The following is a 19,412-nucleotide window of genomic DNA, read 5'->3' on the forward strand; positions in this document are numbered from 1 at the left end:
CCAACGCGCTGCCTACAGCCAAAAATGCTTATGCATAGAGAGCCGGCGTTTTACCCCAAGCGGCAGCCTGGCTTCACTTTTGCCCAACCGATACCCCGCATATTTAAGCAAAGTGCGCAGCCCAGCCTCCGGCAGCCGCCAGGGCGCTCGACGCCATAAATAGCTCAACTCCGAACGCACAAAGCGGCCGCCTTCCCCCTCAGCCCTGCCCAACCAATCCAGCAGCCAGGCCTCACGGTGATGCAGCACACCAATATCGAAATAGCGCTGAAACTCTTCCACCAGCGAATAGTTATGGGAGTGTAGAGCGCAGGCCTCGGCGCAGTAAGCCAGCTTCCAACCCGCCTTTAGCAACCGTGCGCCAGCAATCATATCCTCGCTCAGAATCGTACCTTCGGGAAACCCGCCCGCGCTGATAAGCGCCTCACGGCGATACGCCGCAAAAGAGTTGGAGAGAAAGGCGGTTTTAATACCCAGCCGGGGAATATCCGCCGTCGCCACCACCCGGGACTCATCAGGGTAGTTAAAATAGCGGGCATGAGCCGCAATGGGTGAGGCATCAGGGTGGGGTAACTGGCGTCCAAAAGCCGCCCCCACGCCGGGGTCATCAAACGCCGCGACCAGCTGCGCAAGCGCATCCTGATCAGCTATCAATGCATCCTGGGTAAGAAAAATAACGATATCGCAGTCACTTAGGTAGTGAAGTGCCCGCTGCCGGGTGCCCCCATGATCAAAGTCACAGCGCTCGATCACTAGCAGTTCACACCCAAACTCATGCGCAATGGCCGCTGTTTCATCGTCGGAAGAGGAGTCCACGACCAGCACGCGAAAGTGCTTGGCGGCAGGCTGAGTGCGTACAAGCCAGTCACGCCACAAGGCACCAGCATTAAGTGTCGGCACACACAACCCAATGGAAGGAGAAGAAGGAACAGCAGCGGCCATAAATCAGTCAAGCTCAAAAAAGTGAATGGAGTCCGGCTATAAAAAACCGCCAAGCAAGCGCGTATACTACCCGCTGGTCAGCCGAGTGACACGGAGCAATCGTGTTTTGAGTACAAGTATGGACACCCGCATGCCCCCCTCCATCCCGCATGTTGCCATTTTAATGGGAACCTATAACGGTGAGGCGTATCTATCAGAGCAGCTAGATTCGATTGAGGGCCAGCAGCACGCCCACTGGACGCTACACGTTTCAGACGATAGCCCCTTGCCCGGCACCCGCCGCCTATTAGAGGCCTACCAGCGGCGCTGGGGCGAGCAACGGCTAAAAATTTACCCAGGCAAACAGCAGGGGTTTGCCGCCAACTTTATGTCGCTGGTGCGCAATAGCGCCATTCAAGGCGACTACTACGCCTTTGCCGACCAGGATGACCGATGGCATCCCGAAAAGCTCACACGGGCAGTAGAACGGCTAGCCGCGTATCCGCCCAGCCAGCCCCAGCTGTATACCGCCAGAGCGCAGCTGGTGGACGAGCAGGGCACGCCAACCGGTTATTCCACGCTGCAAGCGCGCCCGCCGGGTTTTAACAATGCCCTGGTGCAGAACATTGCCAGCGGCAACACTATGGTGTTTAACCAGGCCGCGCGGGAGTGCTTGCAACGTTCACCCCATGGCGAGGATACCGGCCTGCACGACTGGTGGTGCTACCTGTTGATCAGTGGCTGCGGCGGGCGAGTGGTTTACGACAGCACCCCCTGTATAGACTATCGCCAGCACGCCAGTAACCTCATCGGCATGCAGCGCGGGGTTAAAAGCCTGCTAACGCGCTTCAAACACCTGTGGCAAGGAGGCCACCGTATGCAAATCGACCGCAATTTGACCGCCCTGGCGGACCACCGAGACTGGCTTGAGCCCCAGCATCAAGCGAGTTTTGACCGCTACCGACGCTCCCGCCACGGTAACCCATGGCAACGCCTTCAAGGCTTAATGAAGGCGCGGGTATACCGCCAAACATGGCAAGGTAACCTGGCCATGCGCGTAGCCGCTCTTCTTAACAAAGGGTGACTAAGGTAACATCTTCGCCCTTATTTCTGCCTGGAGTGGGGGAGAGGGCCTGGCACCTCCTATTCACCTATCCAAATTCAACACATCGAATGGTGTAAAGAGAACCAATGAACCCACATGCTTTAAATACGGTGGCACCACGCGCCATGGTGGTACACCTATGGCGCTATCGTGAACTAATCGCCCGCCTGATTAAGCGCGATGTATTAGGCCGCTACAAAGGCTCGCTGCTCGGGCTGGCATGGTCGTTTGTCACCCCCATTATTATGCTGGTTATTTACACCTTTGTATTTACAGTCGTTTTTAATGCCCGCTGGGGTGTAGGTGGCGAGGAGAGCAAGGGCGTGTTCGCCCTGCAGCTATTTGCCGGGCTGATCGTCCACGGCATTCTTGCCGAAGTGCTAACCCGTTCACCCAGCCTGATTCTGACTAACACCAACTACGTCAAAAAAGTGGTGTTCCCGCTGGAAATCTTACCCCTGGTGCCCCTTGGCTCAGCGCTTTTCCATGCCGCCGTTAGCTCCCTGGTGCTGATACTGGCCCAGCTGGTAGTGCTGGGCAGCGTACCCTGGACCTTCTGGATGCTACCTCTGGTACTGCTGCCACTTATGGTATTAACCATGGGCATTAGCTGGCTGCTGGCCTCCCTGGGGGTGTTCCTGCGCGATATAGGCCAAACCATGGGGCTGATAGCCACCATGCTGCTGTTTCTATCGCCGATTTTTTACCCCATCTCCGCGCTACCGGAAAACTTTCACGGCGTAATTCACGCCAACCCGCTAACGTTTATTATCGAACAGGCACGCATCGTGCTGCTGGAAGGGCAGCTACCCAATATTAGTGGGTTGCTCAAGTATCTCGCGGTATCGCTAGTGGTGGCGTGGTTAGGGTTTGCCTGGTTCCAGAAAACGCGTAAAGGATTTGCTGATGTCCTCTGAAACAGTTACACAGACCGAGGCGACGCCCCCGGTGATTACCCTGAGCGATATTGCCAAATATTACCAAATCTACGAGGCGCCCAGCGACCGGCTCAAGCAGTTCGTCGTACCCAAGGTACAGCGGCTGGCGGGTAAAACCGCCAAGCGCTACGGCCGTGAGTTCAAAGCCCTTGACGGAATCTCCTTTGAAATACGCAAAGGCGAAACCGTGGGAATTATCGGCCGCAATGGCTCCGGCAAATCCACCCTGCTGCAGATGATCTGCGGCACTCTCACGCCGACCCACGGCGAAATAAACACCCATGGGCGCATCGCCGCCCTGCTTGAACTGGGCGCCGGGTTTGACCCGGAATTTACCGGGCGTGAGAACGTCTACATGAACGCCTCGGTACTCGGGCTGAGCAAGCCCGAAATCGACGAACGCCTGGACGATATTCTCGCCTTTGCCGAAATCGGCGATTTTATCGACCAGCCGGTCAAGACCTACTCCAGCGGTATGTACGTCAGGCTCGCGTTTGCCGTTATCGCCCACGTGGATGCCGATATCCTGGTGATCGACGAAGCCCTCGCGGTAGGCGACGCCTTCTTTGTACAGAAATGCATGCGCTTTCTGCGCCGCTTTATGGAGCACGGCACCGTGCTGTTTGTCAGCCACGACACCGCCGCCGTGCTCAACCTCTGCGAGCGGGCGATCTGGCTGGATAAAGGCAAGATCGCCGCCGAGGGCGCCCCCAAAGAGGTGGCAGATGCCTATCTGAAAGCCTTCTTCGAGTCCAACCAAGGGGCCAGCGACACCACCAAGCGCAACGATGAGTGGCACGAGCAGCAGCGTAAGCGCCCCGTGCCCCGGGACATGCGCCAGGACATAATCAACGCCAGCCCCTATCGCAACGACCTGGAAATTTATGCCTTCGACCCAGACGCAGAAGGGTTCGGCAAAAAGGGCGCGATCATGGAAGAGGTGCTGCTCCACGACCGCGAAGGGCACCCGCTGACCTGGGTAGTGGGTGGGGAAGAGGTCATTCTCTCCATCAAGGCGCGTATCCACCAGGAGCAGCCCATGCTGCAGCCCATCATGGGGTTTTATATCAAAGACCGCCTGGGCCAGACCCTGTTTGGGGATAACACCTTTATCACCTACCAGGACGACCCCGTGAGCGCCATGCCCGGCACGGTGCTGGCCGCCAGCTTCACTTTCCGCATGCCCATACTGCCCCAAGGGGATTACAGTATCAGCACCGCCATTGCGGACGGCACCCAGGACAACCACGTACAACACCACTGGCTGCACGATGCCCTCTTCTTCAAGTCACACTCCAGCAGCCATAGCCACGGCCTGGTGGGCATCCCCATGCACCAAATCGAACTACAGGTAGAACGACACGCATGAGCACAACAAACGAGCAGGGCTTGACGCCTACCGGTGAACGGTACTTACCCAACGTATTGAGCGGCGATATCATTGCCGAACACATGCACCGCTACTACGTTGCCCAAGGCTATGTAGAGAACAAAGACGTACTCGATATCGCCTGTGGCGAAGGCTACGGCAGCCACTACCTGGCGCAAAAAGCCGCCAGCGTGGTGGGCGTGGATGTTGACGCGGGCACCGTTGAGCACGCCAAAGCGACCTACAGCCACCCAGGGCTAAGCTACCTGCAGGGCGACTGTGCCGCCATCCCCCTGGCCGACGCCAGCGTGGACGTAGTGGTGAGTTTTGAAACCATTGAGCACCACGACCGCCACGAAGCGATGATGGAAGAGATCAAGCGGGTACTGCGCCCCGGCGGTCTGCTGATTATCTCCAGCCCCGACAAGCACGAATACAGCGAAAAACCCGGCTACCAAAACCCCTATCACGTAAAAGAACTGTACAAGCAGGAGTTCGAGCAGCTGCTCAAAAGCCACTTTGCCCACAGCACGCTGATCGGCCAGCGGGTGGTTTACGGCTCCGCCATGTGGGACACCCGCAAAAAGAGCCACACCACCTACAGCGAAGCGAGCCCGGAAGGGCAGCCCGGCACGCCCAATGCCATGTACTGGATCGCCCTGGCCAGCGAAGAGAAGCTCCCCGAACTGCGTAGCTCCTTCTACCAGTGCGACATTGAACAAAGCGACGCCGTCAACCGCCAGCGCACCCTGGTGCACGCCCGCGATATGGAGCTGGATCAGCGCGGCGAGTACATCGCTACCCTAAAGGCCGAACACGCTGTCAGTGTGAACGAGCTGAAACAGGAAACCAGGCGCGCCGAAGCGGAAATCGAAGTGCTGGGAGGGGAAATCGAAGAGCTAGCCGCGGCCAAGCAGCAGCGCGAAAAAGAGACCCGGCAGTTGCTCAAAGCCCATGCCGGAACGGTCAGCCACGCCCACAACCCCACCTGGTTGGCCAAGCAGCTGTTAAAGCGTTTAAAGCGCCTGCCCAGCGAAATCAAACGCGCCCGCACCGAACGCTACCAAATTGCCGCTTCGGGCCTGTTCGATGCCAGTTGGTACCTGCAGCACAACCCCGATGTGCAGGCCACCGGCCAGGATCCCCTCAAGCACTACCAGCGCTTTGGTGGCTATGAAGCCCGTGACCCCTCGGCCAGCTTCGACACCCTCAGCTACCTTCAGGAGCATCCGCAACTGCTGGCCAATCACCAGCACCCGCTGATCCACTACCTGAACCAACCGCGCCCCAGCGCTAAAGGGGCAGGCACCACCGAAGGCGAGCAGCCCGCGAGCGCCCAGGCCTCGGCAGCGCCCACCGGCAGCACCATGTTTGGTGAAATGTTCGCCCAAACGGTGGGCAGCAGCGACGACTACGTACCCCTGGCCGAACAGCCCCTGGAAGAGGCGTCCCGCCTGCGGCCCATCGCCTTCTACCTGCCCCAGTACCACCCGATTGCCGAAAACGACCGCTGGTGGGGCAAAGGCTTTACCGAATGGACCAACGTTGGCAAGGCCGTGCCACAATTTGCCGGCCACTACCAGCCACGCCACCCCGGCGAGCTGGGCTACTACGACCTGCGCCTGCCGGAAGTGCAGGAGCGCCAGGCCGAGCTGGCCCGCCACTACGGTATCGAAGCCTTCTGCTTTCACTACTACTGGTTTAGTGGTCGCAAGCGCCTGCTGGAGCGGCCCATCGACCAGTTTGCCAACAACCCCAATATCGACTTTCCCTTCTGCCTCTGCTGGGCCAACGAGAACTGGACCCGCCGCTGGGACGGCAAAGAGAGCGATATTCTCATGCAGCAGAAGCACCTGCCGGAGGACGATCTCGAATTTATCCAGGATGTCGCCCCGCTGATGCAGAAGCCCAATTACCTGCGCGTAAACGGCAAGCCGCTGCTGATCGTTTACCGCGTGGATATTCTGCCCGATGCCAACAAAACCGCCGAGGTATGGCGCAACTACTGCCGTGAAAACGGCATTGGCGAGATTCACCTGGTCTCCGCCGAGAGCTTTAATAACGGTGACCCCAGCCCCTATGGGTTTGATGCCTCGGTGGAGTTCCCCCCCCACCAAACCCACGCCAAGCGTATCGACCACCAGCTCACGCTGCTCAACCCGGCGTTTGAAGGCTGCGTTTACGACTACGCCGACCTGGTGTTTACCCAGTTGGCCAAACCCGCCACCGAGTACACCCGTTACCGCACCGTTTCCCCCGGCTGGGACAACGACGCCCGCAAACCGGGCCGCGGCCACACCTTTGCCAACGTGACCCCAGGCCGCTACCAGCAGTGGCTGGCCGGCGCCGCCCGGGAGGCCGACCTGCTGCCCGGTGACCAGAAACTGGTGTTTATCAATGCCTGGAATGAGTGGGCCGAAGGCGCCTACCTGGAGCCGGATCGCCGCTACGGCTACGCCTATTTAGAGGCCACCAAACAGGTCGTTAAACACTACACCAAACCCGCCAATTTCGCCCTGGATACTGAGCTGCCCCAGTGGCAAAAGTGCCACGAAACCGCGGTGATCCTGCATCTCTATCACACCGAGCTATGGGACGAAATTGCCACCCATCTGGCGCACCTGGAAGGGCAGTACGACCTGTATATCTCGCTGCCCGAACACGCCCCGGAAGGCACGGTCGAGCGCATACAACAGACCGTACCCGATGCCCGCTGTGCCACTCTGCCCAATAAAGGGCGCGATGTGCTGCCGTTCTTGACCATGCTCAGCGCTATCCGCCCGCTGGGGTACGGTCAGGTGTGTAAAATCCACGCCAAGCGCTCGCTGCACCGCCAGGATGGCGACTTGTGGCGCCAGGAGTTTTTGGGCCAGCTGTTAGGCTCCAAAAAGCAGGTGGCCAGCGTTATCGACGCCTTCAACCGCCAGCCGGATCTGGGCATGGTTGGCCCCGCCGGCCACTGGTTGGACTACGTGCACTACTGGGGTGACCTGCAAAGCCCGGTGCGCACCCAGGCCCTGCTGGAGCACCTGGGCATTCGTATCAGCCTGGACGAGCTGGGCTTTTTCGCCGGCTCCATGTTCTGGTGCCGCCCGGAAGCCATGGATCCGCTGCTGACCATTACCGACAGCGATTTTGAGCCGGAAGAGGGCCAAACCGACGGCACCCTGGCACACGCACTGGAGCGCATTTTCGCCGCTGCTGCCCAGGCCGCCGGGTACCGGGTCACTGACACCCGCACGCCCGCGGCAGTAGAGGAGCCTGCGTTTGAGGCGCACTACCCCTTTGCCAAGCCCAGCCCGCACTTGCGTGGCAGCGCCCCCAGTACCAACGTAGTAGCGCCGCCCATCACGGCTAAAATTATCGAACGGCGTGCGAAAACGCTTTATCATTCCTTAAAGCGAAGGCTAAGATAGCCGCTAAGGTGAGCAATACCATCAAGTTACCTCCCTAAAAAAGATCAGGTAACTAGTGGTAGGACTTAAAAAGGGCTGCTATGATCGACCGGCGTGAATCGCGCGATTCACAGCAGGTTCCAAGGTGGTCTTGATTTTGTAACGCTTGAGGCGCTATCGTCTCCGCCAAGGCAACTTACCCATCTTGGGTAACCTGCTTGCTTTGAACCGAACCTCGGCAAGGGATCCCCCAGGGGTTGAGGGTCGGCTTAGCAACAACATGGGGTGCCAGCCAGGCACCCGAACATATGCATATGTAAGGAGAGTACCTACATGGCAATTCAAGGTTTCAATAAAAGCTTTTACCTAAATGCTAAGCTTGCACAGCTTCAAGCCAACTCTGAAACTGCCGCTGATTGGGCAGGTAAAGATGCAGCGTTCCTGGAATCACGTTTTGCAGCCGTTGGCTTAACCGCCGAGCAGCACTATGAGCAGTACGGCTTCCAGGAAGGCCTGGCCCCGAACGCCTTCTTCAACCCGGCTGAATACATCCGTGCCAAAGCAACGGCCATGTTCAACGATGCCAACAACTCCTACCTGACGATCGAAGCAGCGGCACAAGACTTCGTTAATCTGTGGGGCGGCAACGTTTACAACCACTACCTCCAGTACGGTGAAGCAGAAGGCGTTAACCCGTCTAACAGCTTCGACGTTTCCAGCTACTACGATGCCAAACTGGCGCAGCTGCAGGCGGCCGGTAACACCGAGATCACCACCGTTGCACAGCTGAAAGCGTCCTTCGACGCGGCCGGTATTACTGCCCTTGAGCACTTCATCGCTTACGGCCAGAACGAAGGCATTACTGCACCTGCCGTACCGGAAGGCGAGAAGGTCAATGTTGATACTTCTGTACCGGGCGAGACTTTCACGCTCACTGCAAGTGTTGACACACTGACTGGTACCAAGAACGACGACACGTTCAACGCTAACGTCGTTGCTAACCCAGGTACTGGCGTGGCAGATGTTGAAACACTGACTGCTCTTGACACTATCGATGGTGGCGCAGGTAACGATACGCTGAACTACACCACCGTTGGTGGTACGCCTCTGCCTGCAGCTACTATCAGCAATGTTGAAACCATTAATGTGGTTTCTGACGGTGCAGCAACTGCTGATGTAACCGGCTCTAACATTACAGGCATCACCACGCTGAATGCTAAAGCTACTGGCGCGGCTGTAAATTTGGATGTGAAGTCTAACGTGACTTCAGTATCTGTAACCGGCACAGCTACTACAGTTGCAATTGACGATGCGGGTACAGCTGCTACCTCTGCTGATAAACTCGAAACAGTAAACATCACTGGCGCAACAGGTGATATTACTATCGGTGGTACTGAAGCTGTTGACTCACTGAAAGCCTTGAACCTGACTAATACCACTGACGGTGATGCAACCATCACTGCTGGAGCAGGAACGCGCACCCTGACTGTTGGTCTGAACAATGTTACTGGTCCAGCAAACAACGTCGTAATTACAGATGATGAAGCTACCGCTCTAGTTGTAAATACTAGCGGTAAAGCGTCTTCTGGTATTGACCTTCAGGCTGATAAAGCTACTTCTGTCACCATCAATGCTGATGAGAAACTGACAGTTGCTGCAATCGATGCCTCTCTTGCCAAAACGCTAACTGTTACTGGTGATTCTGCAGTAACCTTCACTACTAACACCGCAGCAGATCTTGCAGCTCTAGAGTCTGTTAACGCAGGCAGCAATACCGGTGGTCTGACACTGACCACAGCTTTGGCCAATAATGTTGCCTTCACCGGTGGCGCTGGTAAAGACGCTGTGACTCTGGGTGCAACTACCAAAGCCATCGCTATGGGTGCTGGTGACGATACTGTAACATTGACTGGCGCTACTTTAGGCACTGGCGGTAGTGTTGACGCTGGTGATGGCAGCGATACACTGTCAATGGCTGCTGCAGATGCCGCAACTGCTTCTGCGACTACTGGCGCAACTGCTTTTGCAACCAAAATCTCGAATTTTGAAAAGCTTGAACTTGGAGCGGTAGGTGCAGCAGCAGCGACAACTACAGTAAACCTGGCGGGTATGGATAATATCAGTCACGTAATTTCCAACGGTATTACTGCTGATGGCGGCAACGCTGACAGTGCTTTCCTAGCACTTACCAATGTTGCATCTGGTGGCACGCTACAGATTAAAGGTAACACTACTGAAGCGGGCGATGGCACCACAGTAGGTGTTTCAGGCGCAGCAACAAATGCAGCAGATACTTTTAACCTGCACTTGGACACCGGCACAGCGGCCTCTGTTGTGGCAGCTGGTTCTGTGACAGTTGCTGATGTTGAAACAATCAATATCTCAACAGCTGACACTGGCAGTGCTACTGGTGCAGACATTGCAGCAAGCACTCATACCGCTACCTTAGTAGCTACTAGTGCTAAAACAGTATCTGTGTCTGGTAATAACGGTCTGAACTTGACCAACGCTGGCAACACGTTGATCGAATCTTTCGATGCGTCGGGTGTTGCTGCTGATTCTGCACTGGACACGGCAGCTAACTTGGCTGTTACCTTCGTATCTGACAACGTTACCACTGCGGTATCAATCAAAGGTGGCGCCGGTAACGATACGTTGACTGCTGATGCTGCTTCTACAAAAGTCAATACGATTGACGGTGGTGCTGGTGACGATACGATCACTGGTGGCGCTGGTGCAGACGTCCTGATGGGCGGTGCTGGTAATGATACCCTTGATGGTAAAGCCGGTGCTGATAAGTTGACTGGTGGCGCTGGTAACGATACTTTCGTTATTGCTGCTGAAGCCAACGTGAATACTTACGATACGATCACTGACTTTGCAGCTGGTGACAAGATCAGTATTGCCAACCTTGCAGGCTTCACTCAAGCTAAAGTAGAGCTTGGTACTAACGCAGTCTTCCAAGATTATGCTAATGCTGTAATCAATGCTGAAGCTACTAATGGCTCTGGCTGGTTCCAGTTTAACAACAACACTTACGTTGTTGCTGATATTGGTGCTGATAACGGATCGAGCTTTATCAATGGTCAAGACGCAATTGTTGAGATCACAGGACTTGTTGATCTTTCCAACAGCACTGTTGCAGCAAACGAACTGACCTTCGCTTAATCCCTCTCCCTGAGAAGGAGCCTATCTCTAGTCTAGATAGGTAGCGTACCTAAACCCCCGGCCTCGGCTGGGGGTTTTTCTTTGCTAACGAGGATCACATGACCATTAAGGAATTCGAAGAGACCGTTTGGCGCCTGGAAGGCATTGCGCGAGACCGTGGATGTACAAGTGGACGACTATGACTACCAGAACGCCGCTAACCGCACCTGGTCGATTGCCGAATGGCTGCGTAACCGGGTCGAGCCGTGCCCGCCGGGTAGCGAGATCGTCGTACTCGACGGCCTGGGCGAGCAGCCCAACCGCCGTAAACGGCTGGACACCCTACGCGGAAGCTACGCGGCGTAGTGATGGGGTGCCTGCCGTTGCGACACCGGCAAGGTGATGACCCTCAGCACCAACCGTGACTGTGTCTCTCTTTGATGTTGAGTAAGGCAAACGCCTAGCCTATGCCACTGACCAACCCCCGGCCCCTGTGCCGGTTTTTTGTTACACTGCCCACCACTATTAATGCCTTTTGAGTCGAGAGTTGTTATGCCCCAATGGATCGCGCTTTCCCCCAGCCAGCACGCGGGCCTGGGTTACTTGCCCCGTGATGGTTACCACTTTGCCGATCAGCTAAACGTCGCAGGCATTCTGCTGGCGGAACTGCCCAAACTGCTGCCCCACTATGTGGTGGTGTTACTCAAAGAGGGCGAGCACTTCCAGCCCATGGTGCTGCTGGGGGTGGGCGAGCGGAACCTGTACGTGGCCCCCAATGGCAAGTGGTTAGGCACCTATGTGCCCGCCAGCCTGCGCGGTTACCCCTTTGCCCTGGCTAACAGCGAACAGCCGGGGGAAAAAGTCTTCGCCATCGACGCGGATCACCTCAGTGAGAGCCAGGGTGACGCCCTGTTTGATGACGAAGGCAAGCTGGCGGGCACCGCCGCCCAAACCCTGGATTTTTTAACCCAGTGCGATCGCAACCGAGCGGCTACCCAGCAGGCCTGCGATGCGTTACAGCGTGCCGGGGTGATTGAGCAGTGGCCATTGACCATTGAGCGGGGCGAAGGGCAGGAGCCGTTAACGGTGAACGGTCTCTACCGTATCAATGAAGCGGCGCTTATCAACCTGGAAGCCGATGTGTTCGCTACCTTGAAGGGCGCGCCCATGGCGCTTGCCTATGCCCAGATGTTCTCCATGAGCCAGCTTAACCAGCTGGCAGAGCGCGCCCGTTTTCATGAAAATAGCCACGCTGAGCACGGTGCTACTCAAGAAGTACCGGAAGACCTGGATAGCGTGTTTGATAGTGACGACGATCTAACCTTTGATTTTGACTAAAACCGGAGCCTAACGAATGGCAGATGAACAACAGCAGACTGTGACGATTGACGGCACTGAGTACAACGTGGCCGATCTTTCCGATAACGCCAAGGCTCAAGTCACCAACCTGCGCGTGACCGATGCTGAGATCGAAAAGCTCAAGCAGCAGCTGGCCATTTTTCAGACAGCGCGTACCGCCTATGCCCGTGCGCTGAGTGAAGAGCTGCCGAAGAAAGAAACGCATTGATCATGCTGCGATTCATTCTTATGGCAACCACCGGGCTGGTTCTCGGTGGCTGTGTGCCGTTCGTGCCGATTATCTAACCGGAGTTGCGCTGTGCAAGGTTTCACTGCCTTCAAGTATGTCGGCGCCGAACGAGCGGTGCAGTGTCTCAAGGATGGCACGCTATATCTGGCGAGCCCTGACCAGCTGAACGATACATTGGAGGCACGCTTCCATACTGCCAGTACGGAGGCCTACCTGGCCATTACCGATGCCACGCTTGCCGAGCTGGCACGGCAGCGAGGCGAAACGTCCCTGGCTTTTGATCGTGAGGCCCTGCCGGAATTTGCCGAGGTGAACCAGCGGGAGAATGGCCGCTTTCAAGCCTTCTGCAAAGGGATCGGCATCTGCTCGCTAGCCAGGCGCCCCAATCATCAGGCGATGTGGGCCTATTATGGCGAGGGTGGCGAGGGTATCTGCCTGGAACTGGCGTTCACCCCGAAGATCATGGAGGCGAACCAACTGCTCCTCGGTCCCGTGACCTACAGCGACCAGGCCAGAGTACTCAACCGCGCGGAGGATTGGAGGACGACTTTTTTGGAACTCGCCGAGCAGCATCCCCAGGCCACTCTAAAGGATCTCCAGCGGATCAGCCTCGAGGTTCCATTTCGCCGCCGGATGGGGCTGCGCATGGCCCAGCGGGCCACGTCGACCAAGCATCCCGACTGGGCCCACGAAGATGAGATTCGTATGCTCGGGCCGAAGGGGCGAACGCCCTTGCCGATTCTGGGCCAGGTACTGACCCGCGTTCACTTCATAGGTTTCAAGGCACTCAATCAAGTAGCGCCGCTACTGGTGAAACATTATCCTCATGTCAGCTTGATGCAATGGACTTTCGACCATGGTGAGTTGCAAGCTCATGGAGCTCAAGCTGATACCTACCGACGGTAAAGGACATGCCATCTCGCCTGCGGATCTAGCTCGGTCGCCCAAGAGCTGATTTCAACCTGCTGCCTCTCTTAGCATGGGCTGCTTGGTCGCTTCTCCACACCCCGTGCACCGCACCTCAAGCTGTCCCGCTCGGCGACGCGCCTGCATCACCCCTTGGCGACACGCACTGCAACCATAATCCAGTGCCCGCCATTCCTTGCCGAGGCTTTGGCCTTCATCGCTGATTCGCAGCCACTCGGCGACAAAACCCGGATCGAACAGACTAACGCTGGCCACCACCGGGGCAGGGAGTTCGCCAGGTAGGGCCTTACGGTAGCGCACCACCTGGTGATTACCTTGTAGCTCGACCTCCATCGCCAGGGGTTGTCCGTGTTCATCACGGTACTCAAAGCACTGCGCCTCGGCATTCCATGGCGAATCATTACTGGGCTGCCCGTCGTATAGTTTGGCGCCGGGATAAGCCTTCAGCCCCCGCAGCAACGGTTCCAGCCACGTCTGCGCCTCAAATAGCACCCAGCGGATCTCACCATTAGGCAGCTCAAGCCCCACCCGGCGCAGGCGTAACGGGGCATAGGCCACCGGCGGCTTGCCTTTGGCATTGCAGCCCTTCTTTGCCTCCAGCTCGCGGTTGTAGCAGCTGATGCATATTGGCCCCACCCGCCGGTCACGCTGATGGCCACAGCGCATGCACAGCTTGGCCATGGTGCCAGTGCTGCCTAGCTCGGAGAGCCGATCGTGCGTCGCTTGTTGTCCCGTCGCATGAACGCGTCCGACCGAGCAGTTCCGACACGCGCTGAACTGGCCATGGGTATCGCCTAAAGCCAGGCCATGACGTGCCGCACAGCTTTCCGGGGTCAAGGTGGCGTGCAAGCGAGGGCAGGTGAAGTGCAAAACCCCCGGTAAATGCTCAGGGTAAGCCTCGAAGTAGGTCATCGGCTCGGTTGTGGTCTGGCAGGTCGCAGGCATAGCAGTCGCCTCATAGGAGGGAAACAATAACCCGTTGATGTGGCTATTATTTTACCGCAGAAAAGTCAGGCTGGCTCATGTTTTAGTTGGTATTTAAAGTGTCGTTACGGAAGTCTAACTGGACATTCATGGCGTCTTAAGGAGCCACCCTAATGACTGACCCTCTATCCTTTGTTGACCAAGCCCAAGCCGCACTGGCACGCGCTGAGTTCACTCCGTTGCCCGATCATCTGAGTGCGATACCGCCGGCCGATAGTTTGCGTGTAACACCCCTGGTCATCAGCGACTACCTCGACACCCTGGTTTCCTCGGGTCGGTCACGGCGAGTGGGTGTTATCGCCAGCCTCGTACGGGCCTTGCTGCACCGCTACGAGATCATTGATATCACGTCAGATATTCCCTGGCGCGTGGGGGAGTTACGCTGTGCCTGGCAGAGCGATGAGCCCGATGTGCTTAAGGGCTGGCGACGCCTGCGTCTGCCCAGTGGCGATGGCCCGGCCAACGCGGATGATGCCAGTGCTCCCGTTCTGCATTTGACGCCCGAAGGAGGGGCAATCTATGAGCCTGCGCCGTGTTGCGATGATGCTTATGCGTCCACACTGATACCGGTAAAAAGCATGGAGCAGCTGATTGATCTTCTTGAGCGAGTTTAAAAGGAAATCGATGTCGCTGTCTCTGTCCCCGGACGTCGGCGATCCATGAGCGGCCCGTACTGCAACGCCCCACAAGCGCCAGGACTGAGACCGATTGACTCCCTCTAACCTCCACGCACCCTCCCTGGCAACGCTGGGGAGGTTTTTTGTGTGGACGAGGCCGGTGCACACGGTTGGGTGATGCTCGCTTCTGGAGGGACGACCCATTGCCTCGTTGTCGCCCAAGCAAGGTGGGTCACGCGCCACTCTGGACAAAGGGCTTTTAGGGTGCGTCCCCTCAGGGCTGGTGGTGATTTTTGCAGTCTTCGCGCTGTTTTGCCGCTTACCTGGTGGTTCGCTAAGTCGTTGTAACGCCATTACTTAATTTTCTATCCGCTCATTTATGAGTAGGGTGTTGCTCATAAATGAGCGTAAACCATTGTTTTTAAATAGAAAATAGATAATTCTGTAGTGGACAAAGAGGTTTTGAATGCTTATTTTGTATGCCATGGCTAAGTAACTACCAAAGGGAACCAAAGAGTATCGCTGCCATGTAAGCGACCGGTGTACTACTGATCGCCACATCACAATTCCATACGTTAACGCACAGAAACGGGCTGACGAACGCCAGCCCCAAAGGGGGAAGTTGTGTCCAAAATTTGTCGAGTCAGAGCCGGGAAAGGCAGCCAGTGGTGTGGGCAGCCAAACGTAGGAAGGATGGTAAAGCGCCAGCTCAGTGAGGCGATTTGCGGTGGCCGAGATGCCCTGTCGGGCGCCAAGGACGCTCACCTTCATGCATGTCGTGACGGCACCCTAAAGGCTGGCACAACCCTGAAGGAGGCCACCATGAGCACCACTCAACACACCCACATCGCGCCCGCTGTTCTGCGCTACAAGGATACCGCCGCCTACCTGGGCGTCTGCGTCAACACCGTACGCAACATGAAGGACGCGCCGGGCTTCCCGCGCCCGATTCGCATCACCCACCGCAGTGTGGGCTATCGCAAAGCAGATCTGGATGCCTGGCTCGAAAGTCGCCAAGCGTAAATGAAAGCGCCCCAACCTTGTGGAGAGGATGGGGCGCATTATCCAATGGCCGTATTGGCGGCCTTGAATGGAACTCAAAAATGAGTGATCTTCGAAGCAAAAGTGTACCATCCCGCCGTGGAAATGCACGCGGTAATTGGCCCCCTCGTACCGGCCTGCGCGACAGGCCCATGCTGTTGCCCACCATTTTCGCCAGTTTGGGCAGCCTTGATGCTATCCACGATCACCTGGTGTTGCGCGGTGCCCAGGTGGTCGATGACCTCACCTGGATCGTCGGCGAAGCGCGTGTTAGCGCTGAACCGATTTCTCTATCGCTCTATAGCGCACTGGGCCTTGACCCCGAACCCATCGAAGCTGGCTGGCGGCAGTACACGTTGGGGCGTCGTTATATGGGGCCGCTGCTGCACCTTTCGCCACGTGGCGAGGTTTATGTCGAGTTCATCGGTGGGTACGGGCTGGGCATGGACGCCACCATGCCGCTCTATACGCTAGAGCAGCTCGACGCGATTCTGGCTGTCCACCTGGGGCGTCGGGAGGTGGCGGCATGAGCGCTGCTTTCACACCGCCAGGGGCGCCATCCGCTGTTGATCAACTGCTCGATACGATGGCGCAGGCTGGCGTCGTATATGACGATAACGCACCCATTATCGGTGACGGCAAGCTCCATCGCTTCCATGTTGAAGGCGACGCCCCCAGTGTTCGCAACGGTTGGTATACCTTCCACGACGACGCCACGCCGGCTGGCAATTTCGGTTGCAACAAGCGCTATGGCCCCGGCGCTAAACTGCCGTTCTCGGCCAAGCGGGCCAAGCCAATGACGTCGCAGGAAAAGGCCGCACTAGAGGCCAAAATGGCCCAGCAAAAGGCCAAGCGTGAAGCGGACGACAAGGCCAAGCATGAAGCGGCCGCCGTTCAGGCGAAAGCCATCTGGGAGGCAGCGACCCCGGTCGGCGTGGAAAGCCACCCCTACCTGCTTAAAAAAGGTATCCAGGCCCATGGCACGCGCACCAGCCCTTTCTCTGTCCGACAGCAGCAAGTCGACGGCTCCTGGGCTAACGTGCTGGTATCCGACAACGCGTTGCTGATCCCGCGTCGCAGTCACCAGCGTGAGATCGTTTCTCTGCAGGCGATCTTTCCCAGCGCCGCCAACGTGCTGGGCCGTGACCGCACTTACCTGGCGAACGGTGAAGCCCAAGGCACCTACGACACCATCGGCCAGCCCCAGATGCGTGAAGGGCGCCAGGTGTTTCTTCTCTGCGAAGGCTTTGCCACCGGGGCAGCCCTGCATGAAACCACTGGCCACTGCGTCGTGGTAGCGTTCGACGCCGGCAACCTGATTCACGTCGCTAAGCGTATCGCGGCTGCCCAGAAAGAAGCCATCCTGATTATCTGCGCGGACAACGACCAGTGGACGACCCAGCCGGTGGCCAACCCTGGCTTGTACCACGCCAAGCTGGCTGCCGATGAAGTAGCGGGGCACTTGGTGTATCCGCCGTTCCCGGCTGATCTCGACATGGCGAACGACGACGGCAAGCTCAAAGGCCCGACCGACTTCGATGATCTGCGCCGGCTGCAAGGCAACGAGGCGGTCAAGTCAGTGGTATTGGACTGCTTGAATGCACTGCAGACTCCCAATGGCCCACAAGGCCCCACGCCAGGCGCAGCGGTGCCAGCGCTCCCTTGTCCTGGCTCGGAGGAGAAAATGGCCACAACGGGGCAGGTTGCGCCGCTGGAAGGTGAACTGATGAACGTAGAAGAGGGTAATGAGGTGCTGGTGTATGACATCACGGCGCCACTGGCTATTGCACAAGGGATGGTAGCGCGCCTCTGGACGCATGAAGATGTAATGACGCTGTATCACCACCACGATTACTTTTACGAATGGACCGGAACCCACTATGCAAAGCGGCACGATAAGGAGATTCGCGCTGTGGTGTATTGCCATCTGAATCAGGCGCGTCAGCCCAGCAAGACCACTAAGGGAACCGGCGAGCTGCGGCCAATCAAGCCAAACAGTCGGCTGGTCAATAACGTAATGGATGCGCTCAAAGCTACCTGTTTGATCGAGGATGAAGTGGAAGCACCTTCCTGGTTACGAGATGTTGATATACGTCAGCCAGCGAACCACCTGATCAGTTGTACCAACGGTCTCTACGATTGGCAGGAAAATCGTCTCCTTGCTCATACGCCTGCCTACTACTCGCACTCCTGCCTGGCCTTTGCCTACCACCGAGATGCGTCAACGCCCAAGCACTGGTATACGTTTCTGGACACGCTTTGGCCGAATGACCCGGAAGCGATCGCCGTGTTGCAGATGATGTTTGGCTACCTGTTAACCCAGTCGACATATCTCCAGAAAGTCTTTTTGCTGGTGGGGCCCCCTCGCAGTGGCAAGGGCACCATTCTTAAAGTGCTGACGAACATGCTGGGACGTCGTAATGTTTGCTCGCCGCGTCTACGGGATCTAGCCAAGGACTTTGGCCTAGCGTCAATGATCGGTAAACAGGCGGCGCTGGTTGGTGATGCTCGACTGACAGGCCGTATCGACCAGGCCGAAATGACAGAGAACCTGCTTTCCATCTCGGGGGAAGATGCGGTCTCGATCAACCGTAAAAATAAAAGCTACTGGGAAGGACGGCTCAAGGTACGCTTCGTCATCTGTACTAATGTCGTTCCCATGGTCAGTGATGCTTCCGGTGCTATCGCTAGTCGTTTTGTCGCTTTGGTCATGAAGCACTCTTTCCTGGGAAAAGAAAATCATCGGCTGCAAGAGGACTTATCAGAGGAGATGCCTGGGATACTCAACTGGGCAATTGAGGGGCTTCGTCAGTTGGAGGCATGCGGGCGTATCGAATCGCCAGCATCCGCTCGGGAGACGCTGAATGAACTAGATGAACTGTCTAGTCCGGTCAAAGCGTTTGTCAGTGAACGTTGCCGTACTGGGCCAAGTTTTCGCATTCCCACCTTATCGCTTTACGAGGCCTGGCGTCATTGGAACCATGAGAAGGGAAGAGACCATATTAGTTCGGATGCCGTATTTGGGCGAGATCTTCGGGCTGCCGTGTCAACGGTCATAAAAAAGTCATATGACGTGCCCAATAGCCACAGTCGGAAGCGTCAAAATTATTACGAGGGCATTACGTTGAACTGATACGGTGTTTCGATAATGGCTGGCCCCTTTGGGGCCAGCTTTTATTGTTGGGGGAAAATCAAGGAAGCACCCATTGTCATTGGGTTGGCAACAGGTCGGCATTAGACTCGCCAACCCCATGGGATATAAAAAAGTCATAATTTACAGTTAGTTGGTATTGTGGCACTAGATGCCACCCCCATATGTCCTATGAAATCAGAATATTAAAAAAGAAGAAGAGTAAGGGAATGCGGCCCTCCACGTACCT

General features: G+C 56.8%; 15 protein-coding genes. 13 read left to right on the top strand and 2 right to left on the bottom strand.

The window, feature by feature from the left end:
• Positions 1-12: 12 nt before the first annotated feature.
• Positions 13-942: a glycosyltransferase family 2 protein gene (locus tag SR894_RS05935; RefSeq protein ID WP_223289056.1), complete on the bottom strand. Its 930-nt coding sequence runs from the start codon at positions 940-942 to the stop codon at positions 13-15.
• A 130-nt stretch (positions 943-1,072) separates the two neighbouring features.
• On the opposite strand from SR894_RS05935, the gene SR894_RS05940 reads away from it, so the two are divergent.
• The 9 genes from SR894_RS05940 (at position 1,073) to SR894_RS05980 (ending at position 13,369) form a co-directional block, all read left to right on the top strand.
• Positions 1,073-2,005, top strand: a complete 933-nt coding sequence (locus SR894_RS05940; RefSeq protein ID WP_223289055.1) for a glycosyltransferase family 2 protein — start codon at positions 1,073-1,075, stop codon at positions 2,003-2,005.
• Positions 2,006-2,112: 107 nt separating this feature from the next.
• Positions 2,113-2,943 (top strand): ABC transporter permease, encoded by an 831-nt coding sequence (locus SR894_RS05945; protein ID WP_223289054.1) that lies wholly within the window; start codon positions 2,113-2,115, stop codon positions 2,941-2,943.
• A complete protein-coding gene (locus tag SR894_RS05950; protein WP_223289053.1) occupies positions 2,933-4,333 on the top strand; it encodes an ABC transporter ATP-binding protein in 1,401 nt (466 codons plus the stop codon). Before SR894_RS05945 ends, SR894_RS05950 begins: the two co-directional genes overlap by 11 nt.
• Complete coding sequence (locus SR894_RS05955) at positions 4,330-7,749, top strand: glycoside hydrolase family 99-like domain-containing protein (RefSeq protein WP_223289052.1); 3,420 nt, start codon at positions 4,330-4,332, stop codon at positions 7,747-7,749. The genes SR894_RS05950 and SR894_RS05955 overlap by 4 nt, the downstream gene beginning before the upstream one ends.
• A 312-nt stretch (positions 7,750-8,061) precedes the next feature.
• A complete protein-coding gene (locus tag SR894_RS05960) occupies positions 8,062-10,896 on the top strand; it encodes a beta strand repeat-containing protein (protein WP_223289051.1) in 2,835 nt (944 codons plus the stop codon).
• Between the two features lie 144 nt (positions 10,897-11,040).
• Positions 11,041-11,241, top strand: a complete 201-nt coding sequence (locus tag SR894_RS05965; protein WP_223289050.1) for a hypothetical protein — start codon at positions 11,041-11,043, stop codon at positions 11,239-11,241.
• 186 nt (positions 11,242-11,427) lie between these two features.
• Positions 11,428-12,213, top strand: a complete 786-nt coding sequence (locus tag SR894_RS05970; protein ID WP_223289049.1) for a SapC family protein — start codon at positions 11,428-11,430, stop codon at positions 12,211-12,213.
• 16 nt (positions 12,214-12,229) lie between these two features.
• Positions 12,230-12,442 (top strand): DUF6447 family protein, encoded by a 213-nt coding sequence (locus SR894_RS05975; RefSeq protein WP_223289048.1) that lies wholly within the window; start codon positions 12,230-12,232, stop codon positions 12,440-12,442.
• A 90-nt stretch (positions 12,443-12,532) separates the two neighbouring features.
• Positions 12,533-13,369: a DUF2971 domain-containing protein gene (locus SR894_RS05980; RefSeq protein WP_223289047.1), complete on the top strand. Its 837-nt coding sequence runs from the start codon at positions 12,533-12,535 to the stop codon at positions 13,367-13,369.
• 51 nt (positions 13,370-13,420) lie between these two features.
• Here the strand turns inward: SR894_RS05980 and SR894_RS05985 are convergent, their stop codons facing one another.
• Positions 13,421-14,335, bottom strand: a complete 915-nt coding sequence (locus SR894_RS05985; RefSeq protein WP_223289046.1) for a hypothetical protein — start codon at positions 14,333-14,335, stop codon at positions 13,421-13,423.
• Positions 14,336-14,487: 152 nt separating this feature from the next.
• Here SR894_RS05985 and SR894_RS05990 point away from each other — a divergent pair, with 152 nt between their 5' ends.
• The 4 genes from SR894_RS05990 (at position 14,488) to SR894_RS06005 (ending at position 19,165) form a co-directional block, all read left to right on the top strand.
• The gene (locus SR894_RS05990) at positions 14,488-14,988 is read left to right on the top strand and encodes a hypothetical protein (protein ID WP_223289045.1); all 501 of its coding nucleotides are present in this window, start codon (positions 14,488-14,490) and stop codon (positions 14,986-14,988) included.
• An 825-nt stretch (positions 14,989-15,813) separates the two neighbouring features.
• A complete protein-coding gene (locus tag SR894_RS05995) occupies positions 15,814-16,014 on the top strand; it encodes a helix-turn-helix transcriptional regulator (RefSeq protein ID WP_223289044.1) in 201 nt (66 codons plus the stop codon).
• 80 nt (positions 16,015-16,094) lie between these two features.
• On the top strand, positions 16,095-16,562 hold the full coding sequence (locus tag SR894_RS06000; RefSeq protein WP_223289043.1) for a hypothetical protein: 468 nt from the start codon (positions 16,095-16,097) through the stop codon (positions 16,560-16,562).
• Positions 16,559-19,165 (top strand): phage/plasmid primase, P4 family, encoded by a 2,607-nt coding sequence (locus SR894_RS06005; protein ID WP_223289042.1) that lies wholly within the window; start codon positions 16,559-16,561, stop codon positions 19,163-19,165. Before SR894_RS06000 ends, SR894_RS06005 begins: the two co-directional genes overlap by 4 nt.
• The last annotated feature ends 247 nt before the right edge of the window (positions 19,166-19,412 follow it).

The organism is Vreelandella neptunia, from assembly GCF_034479615.1.
Taxonomy (GTDB): Bacteria; Pseudomonadota; Gammaproteobacteria; order Pseudomonadales; family Halomonadaceae; genus Vreelandella; species Vreelandella neptunia.